Source organism: uncultured Mediterranea sp., from assembly GCF_902493215.1.
Classification (GTDB): Bacteria; Bacteroidota; Bacteroidia; order Bacteroidales; family Bacteroidaceae; genus Bacteroides.
In genome coordinates this window covers 37694-63089 of the sequence record NZ_CABUOL010000013.1, presented here as the reverse complement: position 1 = coordinate 63089, position 25396 = coordinate 37694, and the positions used below count along the sequence as shown (strand labels likewise).

The window sequence follows — 25396 nt, the reverse complement described above, 5'->3', positions numbered from 1 at the left end:
TAATCTGATAGTTAGATATTAAACTATTCCCTATCTTAGCTCTTCAAAACCAAAAAGGCTGATTTTATATACTGATACCACGAACAACTGGAAGCATGAAGAAGAGAGTAAAATGGGGCATTGTCACGGTTGTGACTGCCGGACTAGTGGGTTGGGGAGTCTATACACAAATGCCCAAACCGAATGAAGAGTTGGCCGAAGCCGACAAAGTAATGACCAATCAAAGCCGCGGGAAGAAGGCGCTGAACATCAACGCCACCATCGTACAGCCCCGCGTACTGACCGACGAAGTTCCCATCATCGGCAGTCTGATACCCGACGAGGAAGTGAACCTTTCGTTCGAGACGTCGGGCAAAATCGTTGAAATCAACTTCGAAGAAGGCACTACGGTGAAGAAAGGCCAACTGCTGGCCAAGGTAAACGACCGCCCGCTGCAGGCACAGCTGCAACGACTGGTTTCACAACTGAAGCTGGCCGAAGACCGCGTATTCCGTCAGGACGCCCTGCTGAAGCGCGACGCCGTCAGCCAGGAAGCCTACGAGCAGGTCAAGACCGAACTCGCCACGCTGAACGCCGACATCGAAAGCGTCGAGGCGCAGATAGCACAAACCGAGCTGCGCGCCCCCTTCGACGGCATCATCGGCTTGCGCCAGGTGAGTGTGGGTACCTACGCTTCGCCTACCACCATCGTGGCCAAGCTCACCAAGATATCCCCCCTGAAGCTGGAGTTTGCCGTGTCCGAGCGATATGCCCGCGACATCAAGGTGGGCACCAACCTGAGCTTCACGCTGGAAGGCTCGCTGGACACCTACCACGCACAAGTCTATGCCCGCGAGTCGAGCCTCGACATCAATACGCACACCCTGACCGTGCGCGCCCTCTATCCCAACCCCAGCGGCATCATGCCGGGCCGTTACGCCTCCATCACGCTGAAGAAGCAGGAATACAAGGACGCACTGGCTATCCCCTCGCAAGCCATCGTTCCCGAAATGGGTAAGGACAAGGTATTCCTCTACCGCTCGGGCAAGGCCGAACCGGTGGATATCATCACCGGCATCCGTACCGACGCACTGGTGCAAGTCGTCAAGGGACTGGCTGCGGGCGACACGGTTATCATATCGGGTACCCAGCAGCTCCGTACAGGTATGGACGTTACCATCGACCACATCGAATAAATGAAGCATGAAGAACGAAGAGTGAAGAATCAACCTGCGGACCAGCAGAGACGAGGCCTTCATTCCGAATGATTCATCCAACAGAACTTCATTTTTAATTCCTAATTCTTAATTCATCAATGCAATGAATATATCCGAACTAAGCATACGCCGCCCCGTATTGTCGACGGTACTGACCATCATCATCCTGCTCTTTGGACTCATTGGCTATACCTACCTCGGCGTGCGCGAATATCCGTCGGTGGACAACCCCATCATCTCCGTGTCCTGTTCGTACACGGGTGCCAACGCCGACGTTATCGAGAACCAGATTACCGAACCGCTGGAACAGAACATCAACGGTATCCCCGGTATCCGCTCGTTGACCAGTGTCAGCCAGCAGGGGCAAAGCCGAATCACCGTCGAATTCGAACTGTCTGTCGACCTGGAGACAGCCGCCAACGACGTGCGCGACAAGGTGTCGCGTGCCCAGCGTTACCTGCCCCGCGACTGCGACCCTCCTACCGTATCGAAAGCCGATGCAGACGCCGTGCCCATCCTGATGGTAGCCCTGCAGAGCAACAAGCGCTCGCTGCTGGAGCTGAGCGAGATAGCTGACCTCACCGTAAAGGAACAGCTTCAGACTATCTCCGACGTAAGTAGCGTGAGCATCTGGGGTGAAAAGAAGTACTCCATGCGCCTTTGGCTCGACCCCACCAAGATGTCGGGCTACGGCATCACCCCCGTCGACGTAAAGAATGCCATCGACCAGGAAAACATCGAGCTCCCGTCGGGCAGTATCGAAGGAAATACGACCGAGCTTACCATCCGTACCCTGGGTCTGATGCATACACCCGAAGAGTTCAACAACCTCATCATCAAGGAAGATGCCAACCGCATCATCCGTTTCAGCGATATCGGCCGTGCCGAACTGGGAGCCGCCGACATCAAGAGCTACATGAAGATGAACGGCGTGCCGATGGTAGGTGTAGTCGTCGTTCCCCAGCCGGGTGCCAACCACATCCAGATTGCCGACGCCGTGTACGAACGCATGGAGCGCATGAAGAAAGATCTGCCCGAAGACGTGACCTACAGCTACGGATTCGACAACACCAAGTTCATCCGCGCCTCCATCAGCGAGGTGGAAAGCACCGTGTATGAAGCCTTCGTGCTGGTTATCATCATCATCTTCCTCTTCTTGCGCGACTGGCGCGTCACGCTGGTACCCTGTATCGTAATTCCCGTGTCGCTCATCGGTGCCTTCTTCGTGATGTACGTGGCAGGTTTCTCCATCAACGTACTGACGATGCTGGCCGTCGTCCTCTCCGTAGGTCTGGTGGTGGACGACGCCATCGTAATGACCGAGAACATCTATGTCCGCATCGAGAAAGGCATGCCGCCCAAGGAAGCAGGCATCGAGGGAGCCAAGGAAATCTTCTTTGCCGTCATCTCCACCACCATCACGCTGGTGGCCGTGTTCTTCCCCATTGTCTTCATGGAAGGTACCACTGGCCGACTCTTCCGCGAGTTCAGCTTCGTCATCTCGGGCTCCATCATTATATCCTCGTTTGCAGCCCTTACCTTCACGCCGATGCTGGCCACCAAGCTGCTGAAACGACAGGAACAGAAAAACTGGTTCTACCGCAAGACGGAACCCTTCTTCGAAGGGATGAACCGCCTGTACAGCCGTTCACTGGCCGCCTTCCTGCACAAGCGGTGGATAGCACTGGTGTTCACCTTGATTACGTTCTGCATCATCTTCGTGCTGTGGAACAGCATACCTGCCGAAATGGCTCCATTGGAAGACCGCTCACAAATCACCATCAGTACCATCGGTGCCGAAGGTGTGAGCTACGAATACATCCGCGACTATACCGAACGCATCAACGACGTGGTCGACTCCATCATCCCCGATGCCGAAGCCGTCACGGCACGTGTATCGAGCGGAAGCGGTAACGTACAAATCACGCTGAAAGATATCCGCGAACGCGACTACAGCCAGATGGATGTGGCCGCCAAGCTGACCCGCGCCCTGAAGTCCGAAACAGAAGCCCGCGCCTTCCTGCGCCAGCAGTCTTCGTTCGGCGGACGCCGTGCCAGCATGCCCGTGCAATATGTATTGCAGGCCACCAACCTTGAAAAGCTGCAGGAAGTGCTGCCGAAGTTTATGGAACGCGTCTACGAAAACGATGTTTTCCAGATGGCCGACGTCGACCTGAAGTTCAGCAAGCCTGAAGCCCGCATCAGCATCAACCGCGACAAGGCCGGCGCCATGGGCGTCAGCACCAAGAACATTGCCCAGACCCTGCAATACGGCTTGAGCGGCCAGCGTATGGGCTACTTCTACATGAACGGCAAGCAATACGAGATATTGGGAGAAATCAACCGCCAGCAACGCAACAAGCCGGCCTACCTCGTCGGCCTGTACATCCGTAACGATGCAGGCGACATGATCCAGCTCGACAACCTCGTGGAACTGGTCTACGGCACGGCTCCTCCGAAGCTGTACCGCTACAACCGTTTCGTATCGGCCACTGTTTCGGCCGGTCTGGCCGAGGGCAAGACCATCGGACAGGGACTGGAAGAAATGGACAAGATAGCCGACGAAGTGCTGGACGAAACCTTCCGTACGGCACTGGCAGGCGACTCGAAGGACTATAGTGAGAGTGCCTCCAGCCTGATGTTTGCCTTCATCCTGGCCATCTTCCTCATCTATCTGATTCTGGCCGCCCAGTTCGAGAGCTTCAAGGACCCGCTCATCATCATGCTCACCGTGCCGCTGGCCATTGCCGGAGCCCTGATATTCATGTATTTCGGTGACATCACGATGAACATCTTCAGCCAGATCGGCATTATTATGCTCATCGGTCTGGTAGCCAAGAACGGTATCCTCATTGTGGAGTTTGCCAACCAGAAGCAGGAAGCGGGCGAAGACAAGTTGCAGGCCATCAAGGACGCCGCCCTCCAGCGTCTGCGCCCCATCCTGATGACCAGCGCCTCGACCGTCATCGGCCTCATCCCGCTGGCTTTCGCCACAGGCGAAGGTGCCAACCAGCGCATCGCCATGGGTACGGCTGTGGTAGGCGGCATGCTGGTATCCACACTGCTCACCATGTACATCGTGCCCGCCATCTACAGCTATGTGTCAACCAACCGAAGTAAAGTAAGAAAGATATGAAACGAATCGCCTTGTCTATGATAGCCGCATTCTGTGCCCTGTGTTCCCTGCAGGCACAGCAGGCGACCACCTATACCCTGAAGTCGTGCCTCGAACAGGGGCTGCTCAACAACTACTCCCTGCGCATCACGCACAACGAGGAGCAGATCAGTAAAAACAACGCCACCCTGGCCAACGCAGGCGCCCTGCCCACCATCGACCTGACAGGCGGCTACCGGGCTACGCTGGACAACACCAACAGCACCGTGCGGAGCACAGGCGTTACGGAAAAGCAGCATAACGTGTTCGACCAGACCGTCGATGCAGGCATCGACCTGAACTGGACCATCTTCGACGGCTTCAACATCTCCACCACCTACCAACAGCTGAAGCTGCTCCGCGAACAGGGAGAGACCAATACACGCATCGCGCTGGAAGACTTCATCGCCTCGCTGGCTGCCGAATACTACAACTTCATCCAGCAGAAAATCCGCATGAAGAACCTGCTCTATGCCGTGCAGCTCTCCAAGGAACGACTGCGCATCGTGGAGGCACGCTACCATGTGGGCGACTTCTCGCGCCTCGACTACCAGCAGGCCAAGGTGGACTTCAACGCCGACAGCGCCCAGTACATGAAGCAGCAGGAGCTGCTGCACACCTCGCGCATCAACCTGAACGAGCTGATGGGCAACGAAGACGTGGACCAGCTCATCCAGACGCCCGACAGCATCATCGACGTGAACCAGTCGCTCGACTTCGAAGAGCTGTGGAAAGCCACCCTGAGCGTAAACTCCTCCCTGCTGAAGGCCGACCAGAACACCCAGCTGGCACAGATGGACTACAAGAAAGTGAATTCACGCAACTATCCCTACGTGCGGCTGAACGCCGGATACGGCTATACGTTCAACAAGTATGACATCAACAGCTACAGCCGCCGCAACAACTTCGGATTCAACGGAGGCATCACCGTTGGGTTCAACCTCTTCGACGGCAACCGCAAGCGCGAGCGGCGCAATGCCAGCATCGCCGTGAAGAACGCACGCCTGCAACGCGACGAACTGGAACTGGCTCTGCGGGCCGACCTGAGCAACCTGTGGCAGGCCTACCGCAACAATCTGGAGATGCTGAACCTGGAACGGCAGAACCTCATCGCCGCCAAGGACAACCACGACATCGCCATGGAGCGTTACATGCTGGGCAACCTTTCGGGTATCGAGATGCGCGAAGCACAGAAGAGTCTCCTCGACGCCGAGGAACGTATCCTGACGGCCGAGTACAACACCAAACTCTGCGAAATCTCCCTGCTGCAAATCAGCGGCAAGGTCACGAAATACCTGGAATAATCATTCTTACTCAGAAACAAAGAGGGTGTGTCAAAATAGAGGTATCTGAGCCTCTCCTCCTTCTGGAAGGAGGGGGAGTTAAAATTGTCTCACTTCATTTTGACACACCTTCTTTGCTTTTATCAGCCCAGCACCCACTTCGTCCGCGGGCCGAACCAGCGGTAGGCCATCGAAACCAACAGCCACGACACACCGAACGCCACTACCGAGGCGCAGGGTATCTGCAACGGGATGGGTACCTCCAACGCACGCATCAGTACCACCGACGGGCCCGTGAAGAAATAATGTATCATATAGACGCCGAAACCGCAAAGCGTCAGATTGGCCAGCATCCGCTGCAGGCGCTCCGAACGGATGCGTATCTTCTTGCAGACCATGAAGACAGGTACCGTCATCAGAGCCACGTTCAGCGAACAATAGGTAAAGAACAGTTCGAGCATTTCATCTGTACAGTCGGGCAACGACGTCATGTGGCGGAAGCCCAGGTAGGTCACCGCATAGCCTGCCACAAACATCGGCACACCGGCCAGCAGCAACGTCCGCCCGCTCCACTCCCTATGGCGCAGCACGTGACCCAGCAACAGATAGCCGTTGAATCCGGCAAAGTAGTAGAGCATGCCGAACGAATTCCACGAGCAGGAACCCCACAGATATTCGGAAACAAACTCATTGTAGTAGGGCAACAGCAGCGTCACGCCCCACAGCGCCAGGAATCCCATCTTGGCCCGCTCCGAAGCCTGCGCCACCCAAGCCGAGAAGATGGGCAGATACAGGTAAAGCCCGATGAGCAGGTAGATGTACCACATGTGCACAGCCAGGATGGAGAAGTTGAACGGAATACCCCCGATGTATCCCAGGCTGACGCCGAGCGACTGGCGCATCACGTCCTCGCCCGAATAAGGGAAGAAGTCGAGGATGACCCGCGGCTCCACACCCAGCAGTCCCGTCAGCCACGGGAAGAGGTTGTAGAGCACCGACCAGATGAGAAACGGAAAGAACACGCGCGTGATGCGCTTCTTGTAGAAAGCCCCGCTGCTGCCCCGCACCGGCAACAGCAGTGCGCCCGTAATCATGACAAACAACGGCACGCAGGGACGCAGCACCGCCCCATAGGCCGCTCCCCAGAACTTGATTTCACCGATGTCGGGCGAAGTGCCCGGATAAAAATTGAAAGGGTCCGTACAATGGCAGCACACCACGGCAAACATGGCTACCAGACGCACCACGTCCAGCCACACGATGTGCCCAGACTCATGTGTCGAAACTGTTTTCTCCATAAAGTCTATTCATTAAAAGTTTGAAGGCATAAAGATAGGAAAGTATGCTGACATCTGCCAAAAAGAAGCCTGAAAAATCCATATCCTGCCCGCATCTGCCAGCCGGCATAGGACCTTATGGCCGTAACCTTTAAAGGGAACGACCGTTACCTTTAAAAGGGAACAGCCGTTTCCTTCAAGGGGAACGCTCGTTTCCTGCGCATGGAAACGCCCGTTTCCTCCAAGGGTAACTGGCGTTTCCTCGTATGGGAAACGGAGTTTCTCCGTAGGAAACGGAAAGGAAGCCCGGCCTCGGGCCTGCAAGACGAACGGATGCAGACAAAAAAAGGATGCGCCTCCCCGCAATGGGGAGCGCATCCTTTTCTATATTTGTGCCGCGCAGGGGTTACTTGCAGCAGCGGGGCTTCAGTTGCTTGAAGAAGTCGTTGCCCTTGTCGTCCACGAGGATGAAGGCGGGGAAGTCTTCCACCTCGATCTTCCAGATGGCTTCCATGCCCAGTTCGGGATATTCCACGCACTCGATGCTCTTGATGTTGTTCTGTGCCAGAATGGCTGCAGGACCACCGATGGAGCCGAGATAGAAGCCGCCGTGCTTCTTGCAGGCGTCGGTCACGGCCTGGCTGCGGTTACCCTTGGCCAGCATAATCATGCTGCCGCCGTGGCTCTGGAACAGGTCGACGTACGGGTCCATACGTCCGGCCGTCGTGGGGCCCATCGAACCGCAGGCCATACCCTTCGGCGTCTTGGCCGGTCCGGCGTAGTAAATGGGGTGATCCTTGATGTACTGGGGCAGGTCTTCACCACGGTCCAGACGCTCTTTCAGCTTGGCGTGTGCGATGTCGCGGCCTACGATGATGGTACCGTTCAGGCTCAGACGTGTAGCCACGGGATACTTGGTCAGCTCCTTCAGGATGTCGGCCATCGGCTGGTTCAGGTCGATGCGTACAGCGTCGCCTTCGCCTGCCTGACGCAAAGCTTCGGGAATCAGTTCGCCCGGATGGCTGTCCAGCTTCTCAATCCAGATACCGTCCTTGTTGATCTTGCAACGGATGTTGCGGTCGGCCGAGCACGATACGCCCAGACCTACGGGGCACGATGCGCCATGGCGCGGCAGACGGATGATGCGCACGTCGTGTGCATAGTACTTGCCGCCGAACTGTGCGCCGAGGCCGATGTTGTGAGCCTCTTCGAGCACCTTCTTTTCCAGCTCGATGTCGCGGAAGGCACGGCCGTATTCATTACCCGTCGTGGGCAGGTTATCATAGAAGCGGGTGGAGGCGAGCTTCACGGTCAGCAGGTTCTTCTCGGCCGACGTACCGCCAATGACGAAGGCAATATGGTAAGGAGGACAAGCCGCCGTACCCAGCGTCTTCATCTTCTCTACGAGGAACGGAACCAGCGTCTCGGGGTTCAGGATGGCTTTCGTCTCCTGATAGAGGTAAGTCTTGTTGGCCGAACCGCCGCCCTTGGTCACGCAGAGGAACTCGTATTCCATGCCTTCGGTAGCCTCGATATCAATCTGTGCGGGCAGGTTGCACTTGGTGTTCACCTCCTCGTACATGGTGAGCGGAGCGTTCTGCGAGTAGCGCAGGTTCTCCTCAGTATAAGTCTTGTACACACCCAGCGACAGGGCCTCTTCGTCGCAATAGCCCGTCCATACCTGCTGGCCTTTCTCACCGTGGATGATGGCCGTACCGGTATCCTGGCAGAAGGGAAGCAGACCCTTGGCGGCCACTTCGGCATTGCGCAGGAAGGTCAGTGCCACGTACTTGTCGTTGTCGCTGGCTTCGGGGTCGCTCAGAATCTTGGCCACCTGCTCGTTGTGCGAGCGGCGCAGCATGAACGACACGTCGCGGAAGGCCGCGTTGGCCATGGCGGTCAATCCTTCCTTCTCGATCTTCAGGATGGGTTTTCCTTCAAACTCGCTTACAGACACGTAGTCCTTGGTAAGCAGATAATACTCAGTCGTATCCTTGCCCTTCTCGAACATGGGCTGATACTTGAACGGAGGTGTTGTTGCCATAATTACAATTTGTTTAAAAGGTTGTTCAATCTTGATTAATGCAAAGGTAAGAAGTATTATCGAAATATTTCTTTAATTGAAAGCCTTTTCTTCGGCGGGGAGGGAGGTTTTTAGGAATAATTTCAGTTGCCCACCCTCTTCATCCGCTCTATCAGTTCGTCGCCCAGCGCGCTCTTCACCTCGATGTGCTTCAGCACGGCGGTGACAAACGGATTGCTCTCGAAGTCGCCACGCACCTGCTCGAAATCCATTTCCTTCTCCAGCCGTGAACCGTCGGCACCGAAACCCGTCATGGAAGCCAGAGAGAATTCCTTCTTGGCATCTTCATAAACCATGCGGTCGAGGCCGATAACTGCATCTTTCCACTTCTCCACAATACGGATGATGTCTGCCGAGGTCATCTCTTCGGGCTTCACCCCGTAGAACTCCTCCAACTGTTCGTAAGCCCACGTCCATTCGTAGGTATAGTAATTGCGATGCATCCGTTCGAATTCAGCATTGATTTCCTTCAGTTTGTTCACAGCTCCGCTTTCGATCTCAGCTATCAGCGCATCTACCTCGCTTTTCGGTGCTATCAGACCCGAGATGTCCACCCATTCGCCACTGCCGATGGACGTATCGGGACGAAGGCGGACACGGATTTCGTCGTCGTTGCGGAAATCGATGCTCTCGAGGCGCTTGATGACGGAGTTGCCCAAGAATTTGTGGATAGCAATTTCGTAGAACCTGATACCGTTCACCAACGACGAATTGCGTATCTTGGCACTATGGAAAGAATAAATGTCGGACAGCTCGCCGCTGGCCCGACGCAGGTTGAGCAGTGTCTCGCGCCCCTTGAACATCTTTTGCACGGTATAAGGACTGAGCAGGTTGTAGTTGATGAAATCCAGCTTATTGGGGTCCCTGCGCCCGTCGCGTTTGGGCCACTTCTGTGCGTCGCGTATGGTTCCCACACTGCGCAGGTTGACGCCCGGCACCAGATAGGTGGTGTTGTTCTGCTCTATCAGATAAGAGAACGGCAAGTTCGACGTGTCAGAATGGTTGACGTGACGCCCCATAACGAGCGAGAAGGCTCCCACACGAGCCGGCCAAAGAATGTAGGAATCGGATGTAGTCTTAGCACCACGTTCCAATGTACCCTGATGGATGGGGCCCAGCTTATACATGTGGTTGCTCTGGTTGGAACCTGAACCGGCGTTCATGAACGAAAACATACCCGCTATGAGCAGCGTACTCTTGTGGTGTGTCACGGTGAAGGGACCGGCAAATATGGCACATGCTTCACCGTTCTCTCCCTGGCAGTTACTGAAGAACAGGGAATCCGAAGCCGAATAATTATGCCCCAGCTTGCAGGCCTGCCCCACAAAACAACGTGTCAGCATGGCACCGTCGTCGACATGCGAACCGCTGGAAAGAATAAAGTCATCGCAGATAACACCGTCGCCCACCCATACAGGCGCTGCCTCGTTGCTGTTGATACTGCCGTTGGACAGACGGCAGGTTCCCGAAATATGAGTATAGTCGCCGATACGGACATTCCTAACCGAACCTGTATTCATAAGGGTTACATGACAGCCAATGGTTCCTACCGACGAAGCATGTTTGCCGGCATAATAATCGGCAATCTCTTTCAGACGGGCAGTCAGTTCGGGCCGGTGGCGGTAGAGTGCCATGATGTAGGCCAAGTGTGCCGACAGCTTGTCATTGATAACCACCTCACGACCGCCCGTCTCATTCAGTACAGACACCTCCACCCCATTACCGAACTTCGATACCCCGTCCACCAACAGGATATCCACATTCTCGATGAACGTATCGTGCCCGATTTCGTAATTGGCAATATAGTTCTGGACATTCTCGATACAGCAGTTATCGCCCACCGTCACGTTGTGCAACGTCACATGCCGCAGGCCAGAATGCTTGCGGATACCTCCCGGTAGCGTAAACTCCGCCTGAAAAACACCCAATTTAACTTCTCCCGAAAAACGCGCATGGTGTACAAACTCCGTTGAAAAGTTTTCTGATACACGAATCTTCTCCCAGTCGTCTGACAGACATGCCTGGTTCTTCAACCGAAAAATCTCATCCCCGGTCAGGTTTCTGTAAATTTCCATGTTACTATTGTTTAGTTCCTTGTATAAACGCATGAAACGCAGGCGGACAGGCCGACAAACAGCTATATCCACCCACGTTTCATAGAGATTCTTATCCGTAAACCCTCCGAAGAGGTTTTCTATATGTTATATTACAACTCCCCGTTCTCGTCGTACGTCTGATAAAGGAAGTCGTTATACGGGTACTTCTGCACATGCAATTCCTTCACACGCTGGTAAACCATTGTTTTCATCTCCTCGATGTTGATTTTCTCACGGGCCGAAATGAACATGCAGTTATCCTCCAGTTTCGCCATCCACGTCTTCATCAGCTCTTCCAGGGACAGGTTCTCCTTGGTGCGCGGAGTCAGGTCGTCCTCATCCTTCTTCACATACGTATAGGCATCTATTTTGTTGAATACCAAAATCATGGGTTTGCCTGCCGCACCGATATCAGCCAAAGTCTTGTTCACCACCTCAATCTGTTCCTCGAAGTCGGGATGCGAGATATCCACGACATGCAACAGCAGGTCGGCTTCGCGTACCTCGTCCAACGTCGACTTGAAGGAGTCCACCAGGTCGGTAGGCAATTTTCGGATGAACCCTACCGTATCACTGAGCAGGAAGGGCAGGTTGTCGATAATCACCTTGCGTACTGTCGTATCGAGTGTAGCAAACAGCTTGTTCTCAGCAAACACCTCACTCTTGGCCAGCAGGTTCATCAACGTAGACTTGCCCACGTTGGTATATCCTACCAAAGCCACGCGAATCAGACGACCGCGGTTCTTGCGCTGCGTAGCCTTCTGCTTGTCAATCTCGGCCAGGCGTTCCTTCAGCAGCGACATACGGTTCAAGATGATACGGCGGTCCATTTCGAGCTGGGTTTCACCCGGACCACGAAGACCTACCGAACCCTTACCACCACCGGCACCGGAACCACCTCCCTGGCGTTCCAAGTGCGTCCAGAGTCGTTGCAGACGCGGCAGCATGTATTTATATTGTGCCAGCTCCACCTGCGTCTTGGCATTGGCCGTCTGTGCACGCATGGCGAAGATGTCGAGGATGAGCGACGTACGGTCCAGAATCTTCACCTTCAGTTCCGCCTCGATGTTACGGATCTGCTTGGCCGACAGTTCGTCATCGAAGATAACCATACCGATTTCCCGCTCCGCCTCCTCTTCGTCCTTGATATATTGCTTGATTTCGTCCAGCTTTCCCTTTCCGACATACGTCACCGAGTTAGCCTGATCCAGTTTCTGTGTAAACCGTTTCACCACTTCCGCTCCGGCTGTCTCAGCCAGAAAAGCCAGTTCGTCTAGGTACTCATTCGTTTTGCGCTCGTCCTGCGTCTTCGTAATGAGTCCCACCAGCACCGCAGTCTCTACCTGCGCTTCGGAAATTACAAATTCTTTCATTGCCATTGTTCGTTTCTTATAGATGAATAACGGTGACAAAGATACTGATTTATGAGAAAAAGCGAGCTCTACAAACTAGAAAGATATAAGAATAAGATATAAAAAAGGAGCTGTGCCCCATTCGGACACAGCTCCCAACCAATCTAAATCTATTTGTTCTTAAAAGATTCAGAACTTTACAGCCTCACCCTTAAATTCAGGTGTACCATCAGTACATTTGATAATTGGTAAGGAAGATTTGGTCTGCGATAAAGGAGCCATAAATTCCTTAACATAACTCTGGAAAGAAAGACTCAAGGAAGTCTCGGTTGAACGTGTCACGACACGTTGTCCTCCTGTCTCAGGTACATAGCGCTGCCAATTCAAGCTATACATCAGCTGCGGAGACAATCCTTGTTCTGTAGCTATGATAATCATAAAGTCGGTCCAATCCCCTTCGTTTTCAGGAGCATTGAAGAATGAGAGCTCACCATATTCATTGGCTTCGCCCCATAAAGTTTCTTTCTGAGTCACATATCCAGTGGACGAATTACTTGGCAGGGCCAATATAGACATGCCTTCCAAGTCAGGCAATTGCTGAGGTGCCAAAATTACATTACCGGTTTCGGTTTCATAAACCAACTTAATCTCATCATTGTAAGTTTGTGTAAAAGGAGCCAAACCTGAAACGCCCAACACACCGTTACCCTTGTCTGTGATAGTAGCTAACATTGTTACAGGTGCTGTAACAGGCTTATTATTCTCGTCTACTCCATATTGAATACCGGAAACAATCCAATCTCCTACATAATAGGATACAGGAATCGATTCGCCGACCGCATATCGGAAACTGATAGAATATACCTCTTTCGCCGTAGCTTCTGTTTCAGAAGAACTCATACCATAAGACACTGCAACAATTGAATGCAATCCTGTTGTAGCACACGCCAACTCAACCTCGCTGTCAGAACGGATTGTAGTCGAAGGAATCTCACCATTCAGAATCTTGGTTACATCATCGTTTGACGGATATCCTTTAATAATAGCTATCTGTGCGCTTTCTACATCAGCTCCCAACTCCACATTAGCGATTGCATAATTTCTACCATAAGTGTCTGTACGTTTACCTTCATAAGACATGTTCACAGAGAAATCCTTAATACCAATCTCGGGATCTACAGACAATGCAAAAGCCTCATTCGAGTTAGCATAATACAAAGATATATTTCCACCATTCTGAAGGCCACCCAAAAGGCTACGATAGGGGAAAGTGATAATACCATCTACCAATGTACCACAAGTTCCAGCAGCTTTTTCTGCTTCCAGGCTACTTCCATTAGAAATATTGTAACCAGCCATACTTGCAGTATAAATCATACCCTCAGAGGAATTCAACGCCAAACCTGAAGGCTGTACATCCGGCATATAAACACCATTCGGGTCTCTTGCATCGATCGTCAGATAATAGTCTTTAGAGCTATCATAAGTTTGCGCAGAAGCATACGGATGGTTCTTATAAGGATTCAGAATACGATATAAGCCTGGAGTTACGGAATTCTCATACAACTCTACATTATATACAGTCGGTGCCAATCCATAAAGAGAGTTTACTATGTCATCACGGAAATTTACCTCACCGATCAAATTATAGGGTGCAGGAATACCTGCCTTAAAAGAATATGTATTCGACGAATACGGATTGTCTACACCTTCAGTAGCAATAGTCAATGTCAAAGGTTTATAAACATCCAACTCGAACTTTGACGGATCGTAACTGATAGTGATATCAGCAGTTGTAGCGTCAGCAGCAAAAGTTGCCGTAGCCGGTACGGTAAACAAAGCGTCTTCGTCACCCGACTTAGCCAAATCAATCGTAAGTTCTGAGCCAGCGGCCATACGACTTACCTGTACGGTAAAGCTTGTGGCATCCGAGGTCAAATCAATCTGACTAGCCAAATTGGTCGGGAAATAAGGCTGACTGGCAGTTTGCAATTCGGCACCCGTATATTCCACCTCGTCTGTGCAGGCTGCACCTCCCAACAGGAGGCACACTGCAGCAAATGTTCCAAATAATTTATTTATCGATTTCATAAAATTTTTCCTTTAATTAATTCGTATTGTCCTATCAATTACCTGCCCATGGAGTATACAGCTCATCTGCAACTTCGGGATTCTCAAATCCGATAAGAGCCGCATTGTTGTTTTTCTCTGTCTGAACAATACATATAGACATCCAAGCCGGGCGTGTCGTGGTATTATAACGAGCATCATCCTGATAATTTGTACCAGTATAACCACGGGTAACAGGCAGATTCAGACGTTTAATATCAAAGAAAGTCAAACCTTCACCCCAAAGTTCAACACGTTTTTGGAAAATAATCTCATCTATAACTTCATCAACACCAGATGCCGTCGTTTCGTATTGTCCATCACGATAGCTTAACATAAAGTTAGTCAATAAAGTTTTTCCTTCTTCTACATTTGAATGAGCGGCAGCTTCAGCTTCAATAAAGTACATTTCCTCTACACGCATCAAAGGATAAGCGGTTGCAGCTCCAGTAGTATAGTCATCGCAGTTACCCTCGGCCGGACGGAATTTTACCGAAGCATAATCAGCCAAACGGTCGCCAAAATTACCGAATGCAGCAGAAGTCAGATACTCAGTCTGGCCATCAAGCATACTGCCTTCAGGAGCCTTCCACATCTTCTTACGGAAGTCTGTATTGCTCAGACGATCGTACATGCTCTTGCTAATCATCAAGAAAGGTTCCTGACCTGAATAACCAAAAGAGGTTTCGTTGGACATCCAGGAAGCCCAGTTCAAAATACCGGTCTTAACCACATCGTCTTCAGATACCATTTGGGAGCCCCACATCCAGCAAGAAAGATCGTTGAAACCTTTGGTGGTACTCAAGCATTGAGATTCTGTCATCGGAGATACACCTGTTGCGTTAATAGCTTTACGGGCATATTCTTTAGCTTTCGGATAATCTTCCAACCACATGTACAAACGGGCTTTCAAACCGTATACAACATCCAAATGAGGAAGTGTTTTTGAGCTTTCTTCCAGTTTTCCGATATTCTGCTCTGCAAAATCCAAATCACTCAAAATGAATTCGGCCATCACATCACGGCTTACACGAGGATTATTTCTGGCTTCTTCTTCTGTAATGGTCTCTTTAACAATAGGTACAGTAAGTCCAGTCACATCATTGCCTGCATCATTGACACCTGAAGGTATCTTATCGCTGGGCAAGAACTCGAACATACGGGCCAAATCCATATAGAAGAATGCACGATAAGCATGTGCGGCAGCCAAATAGCCCAACTGTGCTGACGAAGCAGTCTCTGCATCAATAGCTGCAATCAATTTATTGGTTGTCAAAACAGCCTGCCAATAATAGTTCCAAATGAATTGAGGATATACATAGCTTTCACCTTGCGCTTCAGCAACCTCCCAGTTGGTATACCAGTTGTAACCGGAGCTGATTACAGGCATATCACCAGTCATCACGTCACGTACGTGCATAATAGAACCATATCCCCAGTCCCAATGGTAACTGGAGCTGACTACTCCTACTACATTCAAACTGGCTGGCATCGCCCAAAGCATGGCTGCAGCAGCCATATCCGAAGAAGTTACTTGATCTTCTGTCGCTACACTAGTCGGAATCGTTTCTTCAATACATCCCGTAGTCAGGCCCAGGGATGAGAAGAGACAAACTCCCGCTATTAATTTAGATATATTTGTTTTCATATTATTTGTAATCAATAAATTAGAATGTTAATGTGATACCTCCCGAGATTGTACGCATCGGAGCATAATATGCATTGGTTACAGAACCTGTAATGCTCTGACGAGGATCGAGGCCTTGTCTCTTGGACCATATCCATACATTATCAGCCGTCACATAAACACGTACTTTCTCAATCTGTGCACGTCTAGTCAAGCTGGTAGGCAATGTATAGCCGAAGTTAATATTCTGCAAGCTCAGGTAAGATGCACTTGTCAGGAAACGATCCGATGTTGCAGCTGTATAATTATCACCAAATTGGAAACGAGGAATATTGGAGTTCTTGTTTTCCGGTGTCCAAGCATTCAGCAAGTCGGCATGGAAATTGGAACCTTTGGAGCTGGTAGTAGGACTGCTCATCATGCTGGCATAGTCGCCATCATAAATTTGTCCTCCAATCTGATAGGTGAAGTCGGCCGACAAATCAAAACCCTTATAGGTGAACGAGGTATTGAAACCACCATATACGTCGGGAAGAGCTGTTCCACACAAATAATAATCTGCATCATCATACTTGGCAGTCTTCTCGGTACCCACTACATTTCCAGCTTCATCTGTTACATTCTTATAGTACAAAGCTTCACCTGTTTCCGGATCAACACCAGCATACTTCTTGATACGGTAAGTGTACAAAGCTTCACCCTCACCATAGTAATAGTTACCGCTGCTGTATCCCGGTACTCCATCTACAACCATTGTTTTACGTTCCTCAGGCAGATAAGAAATCTTGTTCTTGTAATGAGTCAAGTTCAAGCCCAGATCCCAAGTGAAATCATTGGTCTTGATGATAGAACCGTTGAATTCTGCCTCAATACCCATATTCTGCATGTCACCTACATTGGCATAATAAGAAGTATATCCGAATGTCGGCGGCAGCGGGAATGAGAACAACATATCTGTTGTCTTGCGGAGGAAGTATTCCACAGTACCAGTCAAACGGCCCTTGAACAGTTCGAAGTCGAAACCGGCATTGAAGTTACCGTTTGTTTCCCAAGTAATATCCTTATTACCCATTGTATTAGGTATAGCAGCAGGATTACCGGCCGAATTAACTATATTATAAGTATTGATATAGCGGTAGTCACCGATATTATCGTTACCCTGAGAACCATATGATGCCTTAATCTTCAGCATGTCCACCCAGTCTACATCGAAGAAGTCTTCCTTGGAGATAATCCAGGCAGCACCTGCCGACCAGAAGTTACCCCAGCGGTTATCGGGATGGAAACGTGAAGAAGCATCACGACGGTAAGAACCAGAAAGGAAGTACTTTTCAGCAAAGTCATATTGTACACGGCCGAAATAACCTTCAGTGTTATAATCGGTAGTATATGAATTGCTGCCGTTTTCTGTAATGGCACCGCTCAATTCAATATTGTTCGGATCGAACACATTGGATTTGCTGGCATACAAATAATAATATTTATAACGGTAGTATTCATGACCCAGCATCACTTCAAAGTTATTAGCACCGAATGAACGCTTCCAGTTCAACAACTGCTGGTGATTGTATGCCAAATTACGAGTGTGATACTTGCTGGCAATACCATTAGAAGTTGCATATTGTCCATAATAAGGATTGGTGAAACCATTGGTACGTGTTTCATCAATTGCCACACCACTTGTCCACGTAAATTTAAAGTCCTTCAGGAAACGAACTTCTGCAAAACCGGTAGCAGTCATCACATTGCCTTCAGCATTATTGGTATCCAAAAGATTGGCAGCGAAAGCGTTACCACCGCTCAAGAACGGACGGCTCAGACCTGCATTATCCTTATTACCGAAATCGTACATTGTGATACCGTTTTTGTCAGTCATAATATTGCCCTGACCGTCACGGATGTACAACGGATAAATAGGAGCGATACGGGTAGCATAAGCGAAAATGTTTCCAGAAGAATTAGAAGAACCATCTTCTCCCAAAGAATTGGCATCAAAGTGAGTATACGACATGTTTGCACCAAACTTCAACCATTCCTTCACTTGATAATCAGCTTTCAAACGACCAGTCAGACGTTCATAGTCTGAATTTACAGTAATACCTTCATTATTCAAATAACTTACAGAAGCATAGAAAGACGATTTGTCTGTACCACCCGAAACACTGACATTATATTCCTGACGCAAACCGTTGCTATAGGCCTCATCCAACCAGTTGTCGGGACGAAGCATATATTGCATTCCGTTATATTCGACTACATTTCCCAAAGTTGCATTGGGGTTCAGTTTTCCATTCGTACCAATCAGATACTGTCCCGATGGAACACTGTATACATTATATCCCAAACCATAACTACCGGAACCAGTCATAGCAGCATTAGTCTGTTCATAGACAGCCTGAGGATTAGGATAAACCAGATTACCCTTGTCGTCTGTCAACTGAGTAAAATAGCTGCTTAATGCCCCGTAATACATTTCATAGTATTGAGCCGGACTCTTGATGAAATTATAATCTTGGGTAGCACGCGAATTGGATCCCCACTTGGCATCGACTGTTACACGAGCCTGGCCAGCAGCACCCTTCTTTGTAGTAATGATAATCACACCGTTGGCACCACGTGCACCATACAAGGCATTGGATGCAGCATCCTTCAGCACAGTCATAGACTCAATATCCTGAGAGCTGATATTATTCAGGTCACCATCATAAGGAGCACCATCCAGAATAATCAACGGATCACTGCCGGCATTGATAGAGCTGATACCACGTACGCGGATAGAAGGAGTAGTTGCGCCCGGCTGACCGGAAGACGTATTCAACTGCACACCTGCCACTTTACCAGTCAAGGCATTGGCCACGTTAGAGCTCTGTATCTTACCGATTTCATCCGAGCCTACAACGGTAGCCGAACCTGTAAAGGCAGATTTCTTGGCTGTACCATAAGCCACAACCATCACCTCGTCCAGCAGCTCAGTATTCGACTTCAAGAAGACTTTCACACTGGGCTTTACAGGAACTTCTACAGTCTGCATACCAATGTAGGAAACTACCAAAGTCTTCGCGGAACTCCCAACCGCCCCTATCGCCCCTCTGCATGAGGGCATTATGCACTTTTTCGATTTCAAACAAACGGATGTAGGCTGCCGGAGGCTATCGGGAAAGGGATGTCTGTACCTGCCGTTACCCATTTGATACCCGGCCGTGGCGCATTTTAACAGATTGGAATGCGCCTGCACGTATATTTCTTGCTCAGAGGCATACAACATAAACATATTAACTGTAAATTTGTTACTTGTATAAAACTTGATTGCGATGAAAAAGATTTTTATTACCTGCATGGCTCTGGCCATGACATTCCTGATGCAACAGGAAGCAAACGCCTGTACCGGCATTACACTGACAGCCAAAGACAGCGCACGCATCGTGGCCCGTACCATCGAATGGGGCGGAAGCGAACTGAACAGCCAATATGTCGTTGTCCCCCGAGGATATGTGCAGCACTCATACGTACCCGGCTATACGCTGGACGGCATGAAAATGGTGGCCCGATACGGTTACGTGGGACTTTCTGTCGAGCAAAAGGAATTCGTAGTCGAAGGGCTGAATGAGGCCGGATTGTCTGCGGGACTTTTCTATTTCCCCGGCTATGGACAATATGAAGCGTACGACGCGGCGGTAAAGGGGCAAAGCGTCACCGACCTGCAGCTTGTCTCCTGGATATTGGGCAGCTGTGCAACCGTGGAGCAGGTGAAGGAAGCCGTCTCCAAAGCACATGTCATAGCGATAGATCCGCGCGCATCGACCGTCCACTGGCGGTTTGCCGACACTACGGGCCGACAGATTGTACTGGAAATCGTGGGTGGAAAGCCCTGTTTCTATGAGAACAAGCTGGGCGTACTGACCAATTCGCCCGGCTTCGAATGGCAGATGACCAACCTGAACAATTACGTCAACCTCTATGCCGGTACGGCCGAGGCCAAGAAGCTGGACGGGGTACAGATTGCCTCTTTCGGTGCGGGCAGCGGTTTTCTGGGAATCCCCGGCGATGTTACCCCTCCGTCGCGTTTCGTCCGGGCAGCCTTCTATCAGGCAACTGCGCCTTTGCAGGACAAGGCTGAAGATGCCGTACGTCAAGGTTTTCAGATACTGAACAACTTCGATATCCCCATCGGCGTAGAATTTGCAGACGGAAAGATACCGGCAGACATCCCCAGCGCGACACAATGGACAACCGCGACCGACATAACCAACAAGGTCATCTACTATCGCACCATGTACAACAGCGCTATACGCCGCATCGACTTGTCGCAAATAGACTTCACACGGGTGGCCTATCAGGCAGTTCCGCTCGACAAGGAGAAGAAACAACCGTTCGTGCCGGTTTGTGTAAAATGAAAATATCCAACATCTGACAACAATTCCGCAATCTGCAAGCAGGTCGTGTCAGAAGAAGGTTTGAACCCCAATGGCCGTATGTTTGAAACATTGGGGTCGAATGTTTGAAACATAAGCCCCCTATGTTTCAAACATTCCCCAATACACCTCCGGTGATATTGTCGGTTGATAGAAAGTCGAAAAATGAATTATCCTTACATTTCGGTATTTCCCTTTTTTATTGTCCCCTATGCCCCCTGATGCGATTCCAAATCGTGCACAATGGTACGGTCCATGATATTGGTGTAGACCTGGGTCGTCTTCACACTTTTGTGCCCCAACAATTTCTGTACGGTCGTAATATTTACACCATTATATATAAGAAGAGTTGCGTTGGTGTGGCGGGCGGTGTGGAATGATACCCGCTTGTTGATTTCGGCCCGTCTGGCAAGCAGTCTGAGCTCTTTGTTGATATTCGAATTGTCTTTCAGGCGGAAGAAACTTCCTAAATCGTTCTCATATTCCTTTAAAATGGCAATGGCCTTACCGCCAAACAACAGGTGCAGTGGCAAATGCACTTCATTCCCTGTCTTGACCGATTTATAAGTGAGCCACACTTCCTGGCGGATATTAATCAGGTTTTGAGGCTTCATCTGTACAAAGTCCGAATACCTCAGCCCTGTATAGCAGCAGAACAGGAAGGCATCCAGCGTTTTTCTCTGCCGAAACGGACGTTTATTTCGCCGCAACCCTTCCATCTTCTCCAATTCTTCGGGCGTCAGATGGGTATGGGAGTTTTCCACCGTCTTTATTTTATATTTCCGGAAAGCATATTGCTGTTCTTTCATCAGCTCTTTGTTGATGGCCATATTGACATAGCGCTTGAGGTGCTTGATGTGCTTGGCGACGGTATTGACGTGATAGCCCTTTTGGCGTAGAAAATGCTCGAACCCACAAACGAAGTCGAAAGTAACCTCTGCAAACTCCACTTCGGGCTTGAACATCTTCAGCAAAGCGAGGGTTGTCAGGTGATTCTTCCGGGTACTTTCCTTCAGGACGGCTTGCGAAGCTTCGTGTGCATAGAATGCAAAGAAAGACCTGACATTTTCCTTCTTGCGTATCGCTTCCTTGATAGCGTCCAGCGATATAGCCTTCCCTTGCTGCCACAAGTCCAGTTCGACCTTTTCGATTCGTGCCACACATTCGTTCAGCCACCAGTTCAGCGCCTCGCTGTTGGGATGACACTTTACGAGTTGCCTCCGCTCGTCCCATTGTTCCGGCTTCAGATACACCTTGGTGGAGAAATACTTCTTCCTTTGGTGCAGATACGCTTCTATCTGAACCAGTGCCATTCCTCTTTTATTCAATGCCTTTTTCCGGTTGTATACCAGATTGTAAACTATTTTATCCATACCTTTAACGTTTTTCAGGCGCATGTTTCAAGGCCGCTGCTTCCTCTGCGGAAGACCCGAAAACAAATCTTAAAAATCCTCCTTTTCGAGCGGTGTTTACCCGGTTAAGATGGCTGTTTTTCGTGTCTGATTGAAAAAAATATGTTCTTCAATATTGTTTTTTGAAATAAAACCCCAGCCTAAAATTAACATTTTTGCATAAAATACATATATTTATTTGGAAAGAGTGTTTAATTCGAGGCTTCATATTGACACGCCAGTCGCATTAATTCAGGCATTCTTTCTCTATAAAATCTGTTATTAAGCATAAAATAAAGATTTCGAATAACAATTTGACAGATTTTGCAGCTTTTCTTGATAAAACAATTGCGCATTTCATATTTATTAATAAATTTGCATTTCGTTAGAGTAAAGAAACAATTAATGTAAAGTTAAACTTTAAGAGAGAATTTATGAAAAGAAAATTAATGCTGTTATTGGCCTGCCTCTTTGTAGGAATAGGCTTGGTAACTGCCCAAACTCAGACCGTCACAGGTGTTGTGATTTCTGAAGAAGACGGGCAGCCAGTTATTGGAGCGTCAGTAAGAGTTGAAAATACTCAGCTCGGTGCTATTACTGATGTAGACGGTAAGTTCCAGATTGCGAACGTACCAAGTTCCGCGAAGACTTTGGTAGTTTCCTACATTGGTATGGAAGAACAAAAAGTTACAATCCGGCCCAATCTGAAGGTTATGATGAAGCCGAATACAGAACTTTTGGATGAAGTTGTAATCACCGGTTATGGTTCTGGCAAAAAACTCGGAAGCGTCGTTGGTTCTGTGACGGCAGTAGGAGGAGAAAAGCTGTCTAATACTCCGGTTGCCAACGTAGGTGACGCTCTTCAAGGTCAGGTAGCAGGTTTGCAGGTCTTCACACCTTCCGGTGAGCCCAGCCAAAGCGTCAGCATGCGTCTGCGTGGTGTAAGCTCCATCGAAGGTAGCTCCGCACCTCTGTTTATATTGGACGGTTCTCCTATCTCAGCCAGTACATTCACCTCATTGAACCCGAACGACATCGAGAATATGACCGTACTGAAAGATGCTTCATCTACAGCAATCTATGGTTCGCGTGCTGCCAACGGTGTTGTTATCTTAACTTCCAAGAAAGGTAAAAGAGGGGAAAAAGCCAAAATCAATATCAGTGCCCAGTACGGTCTGTCCAAAATGACAGGTGATAACGTAACAATGATGAATGCCGAACAGTGGCTGAATTTCCAGGAAATTCTGGATCCGTCACTGGCAAACAATGCCCAGTTCCAGGCAGAAAAGAACTTCTATATTAATAATGGTATTTCTACCGACTGGTCTGATGTATTCTTTGGAGGAACTGCTCCGATGCAAGAATACAACTTGAGTGTAACAGGCGGTACGGAAACTATTAACTACTTCTTCTCTTTCGGACATTACGACATGGAAGGTATTATGGACGATTCAGACTTGCGTCGTGAAACACTCCGTTCAAACATCGAAGCCAACATCAACAAGTGGATGAAAGCAGGTGTCAACCTCAACTTGTCTTTCCAGAAATACAATACTGCCGCATTTGGAAATACTGCCAATAGTTTTTACAACAAAGCTTTTGCTGCCCGTGTATATCGTCCTGACCAGAGCTATTATGAGATTCTGACCGACGAGGAAGGAAACTTCACAGGATTCGGTGAACGCCTGGATTTCTTCGACAGAGTACAAGGCGGTGTATACAATCCTTATTACTTGTCTGAATTACAACCTTCAAACCGTGATTTGATTCGTATCAACGGTAATACTTACCTTAACATCAACCCAATTAAAGGTTTGAATATCCGTGCAGCCCAAGCTGTGGAAGCTTTTGATTACCGAAATTCTCAGGTCGCTTATCCGGAAGGACCTTTCATTGGAGCAGGAACTGCATCAGAAAGTTTTGAACGTTACTACTCGTTCACCTACACGAATACTGCTGAGTACAAATTCAACATTGACAGTCACAACGTAACCTTACTGGGTGGTCAGGAATCCATCATCTCAAAAGACCAGTCATTCGGTGTTAGAGTAAATGGTTTGAAAGACAGTCGTCTTATGTTACTGAATGCAGGTGCTACCACGGAAAAGCCTTCACATTCCAAATCAGAAACGGTATTCAACTCCTATTTTGCAACATTGAGCTACAATTACGACGAGAAATACTTCTTTGACGCATCTTATCGTCGTGACGGCTCTTCACTCTTCGGTCTTAATAACCAATGGGGTAACTTCTGGTCTGTAGGCGCTATGTGGGATTTGAAGAAAGAAAACTTCCTGAGCGATGTAGAATGGATTAACGACTTACAACTCAAAGCCAGCTACGGTACAGTAGGTAACTCTTCAGCTCTTTCTGCATACATGGCTTATGGTCTTATCAGCTCCGGTTCCATGTACGGTGGAGAAACTGGTACAGCAATTGGCAATCCTGCCAATCCAGACCTGACATGGGAAGTTGTAAAAACTGCCAATGTAGCTTTGAATACCCGTTTGTTCGACCGAGTTAATTTGGATGTAGAATTCTACAACCGTCTGACAGAAGACATGTTGATGCAGATTCCTTTCTCCTACACAACTGGTTTCTCTGCAGGTTGGGGTAATGTAGCCAGCATGCGCAACCGTGGTGTGGATATTACAGCAAATGTAGACATTCTTAAAGATGTGGCAGGCGTCAATTGGAGTGTATCTGCCAACTTTAACTATAACAAAAATGAAATTACCAAATTGTTCAACGGTTTGGACGAATATGTATTGGCTAACACAGGTCTGAAACTTCAGGTCGGCAAGCCTTATGGTGAATATTTCAGTACCCGTTGGGCTGGTGTTGACCCACGTGATGGTTACAACATGTGGTATGACAAGAATGGCAACTTGACCAAAACCTACTCTGAAGACGATGCCGTATTTACAGGTAAACAGCAATTTGCTCCTTATTCCGGCGGTTTCGGAAGCAAACTTAGCTGGAAAGGCGTCACAGTTTCAGCAGATTTTGCTTATATGCTGGGGCAATATATGTTCAACAACGAACGCTGGTTTACTGAGAATACACAATTTGCCAACTCTATGAATCAGACTGTTGATATGCTCACGATGTGGCAGAAGCCGGGTGATATTACCAACATCTCAACTCCCGACTCGCCGATGCAATTTGACACCCACTTGTTGGAGAATGCATCGTTCATGCGTCTGAAAAACCTGACTGTCAGCTATGACCTGCCGAAGAACTGGATGCGTCGCACGGGTTTCATGGAAAGCGCTCGCGTATTCTTCGTAGGCCGTAACCTGTGGACTGTTACCAAGTATAGAGGTTATGACCCGGAAATTGACAACAACATGCAGCTGGGTAACTATCCGAATACCAAGCAGTTTACGTTTGGACTTGAACTCACTTTCTAAACA

General features: G+C 49.3%; 13 protein-coding genes. 5 read left to right on the top strand and 8 right to left on the bottom strand.

The features are described 5' to 3' along the window. The first annotated feature begins 95 nt into the window (after positions 1 to 95). The 3 genes from RDO88_RS09190 (at position 96) to RDO88_RS09180 (ending at position 5654) form a co-directional block, all read left to right on the top strand. Positions 96 to 1175: an efflux RND transporter periplasmic adaptor subunit gene (locus RDO88_RS09190; protein ID WP_307759079.1), complete on the top strand. Its 1080-nt coding sequence runs from the start codon at positions 96 to 98 to the stop codon at positions 1173 to 1175. A 124-nt stretch (positions 1176 to 1299) separates the two neighbouring features. After that, positions 1300 to 4332 carry an efflux RND transporter permease subunit gene (locus tag RDO88_RS09185; RefSeq protein ID WP_204968534.1) on the top strand — a complete coding sequence of 1011 codons (3033 nt, stop codon included), beginning with the start codon at positions 1300 to 1302 and terminating at the stop codon, positions 4330 to 4332. Then, positions 4329 to 5654 (top strand): TolC family protein, encoded by a 1326-nt coding sequence (locus tag RDO88_RS09180; RefSeq protein WP_307759078.1) that lies wholly within the window; start codon positions 4329 to 4331, stop codon positions 5652 to 5654. The genes RDO88_RS09185 and RDO88_RS09180 overlap by 4 nt, the downstream gene beginning before the upstream one ends. 122 nt (positions 5655 to 5776) lie before the next feature. Here the strand turns inward: RDO88_RS09180 and RDO88_RS09175 are convergent, their stop codons facing one another. The 7 genes from RDO88_RS09175 to RDO88_RS09145 all read right to left on the bottom strand — a co-directional run bounded on the left by RDO88_RS09175 (position 5777) and on the right by RDO88_RS09145 (position 19208). Further along, positions 5777 to 6931: an acyltransferase family protein gene (locus RDO88_RS09175; RefSeq protein WP_307759077.1), complete on the bottom strand. Its 1155-nt coding sequence runs from the start codon at positions 6929 to 6931 to the stop codon at positions 5777 to 5779. 385 nt (positions 6932 to 7316) lie between these two features. After that, positions 7317 to 8954 (bottom strand): fumarate hydratase, encoded by a 1638-nt coding sequence (locus RDO88_RS09170; RefSeq protein ID WP_021847472.1) that lies wholly within the window; start codon positions 8952 to 8954, stop codon positions 7317 to 7319. Positions 8955 to 9076: 122 nt separating this feature from the next. Then, entirely contained in the window at positions 9077 to 11068 is a 1992-nt protein-coding gene (locus RDO88_RS09165; RefSeq protein WP_307759076.1) for a DUF4954 family protein, read from the bottom strand. Between the two features lie 131 nt (positions 11069 to 11199). Then, entirely contained in the window at positions 11200 to 12462 is a 1263-nt protein-coding gene (gene hflX, locus RDO88_RS09160) for a GTPase HflX (protein ID WP_307759075.1), read from the bottom strand. A gap of 168 nt (positions 12463 to 12630) precedes the next feature. Then, entirely contained in the window at positions 12631 to 14532 is a 1902-nt protein-coding gene (locus RDO88_RS09155; RefSeq protein WP_022021899.1) for a hypothetical protein, read from the bottom strand. A gap of 34 nt (positions 14533 to 14566) precedes the next feature. Then, positions 14567 to 16198 carry a RagB/SusD family nutrient uptake outer membrane protein gene (locus tag RDO88_RS09150; protein WP_307759074.1) on the bottom strand — a complete coding sequence of 544 codons (1632 nt, stop codon included), beginning with the start codon at positions 16196 to 16198 and terminating at the stop codon, positions 14567 to 14569. Positions 16199 to 16217: 19 nt separating this feature from the next. Beyond that, the gene (locus RDO88_RS09145) at positions 16218 to 19208 is read right to left on the bottom strand and encodes a SusC/RagA family TonB-linked outer membrane protein (protein ID WP_374043931.1); all 2991 of its coding nucleotides are present in this window, start codon (positions 19206 to 19208) and stop codon (positions 16218 to 16220) included. Positions 19209 to 19488: 280 nt separating this feature from the next. Between RDO88_RS09145 and RDO88_RS09140 the strand changes: the two genes are divergently transcribed. Further along, a complete protein-coding gene (locus RDO88_RS09140) occupies positions 19489 to 20571 on the top strand; it encodes a linear amide C-N hydrolase (RefSeq protein WP_307759072.1) in 1083 nt (360 codons plus the stop codon). A 227-nt stretch (positions 20572 to 20798) separates the two neighbouring features. On the opposite strand, the gene RDO88_RS09135 is transcribed toward RDO88_RS09140, so the two are convergent. Then, entirely contained in the window at positions 20799 to 21962 is a 1164-nt protein-coding gene (locus RDO88_RS09135; protein ID WP_307759071.1) for a tyrosine-type recombinase/integrase, read from the bottom strand. Positions 21963 to 22414: 452 nt separating this feature from the next. On the opposite strand from RDO88_RS09135, the gene RDO88_RS09130 reads away from it, so the two are divergent. Beyond that, positions 22415 to 25393, top strand: coding sequence for a SusC/RagA family TonB-linked outer membrane protein (locus RDO88_RS09130; protein WP_307759070.1), 2979 nt, complete (start codon positions 22415 to 22417; stop codon positions 25391 to 25393). Positions 25394 to 25396: the final 3 nt, after the last annotated feature.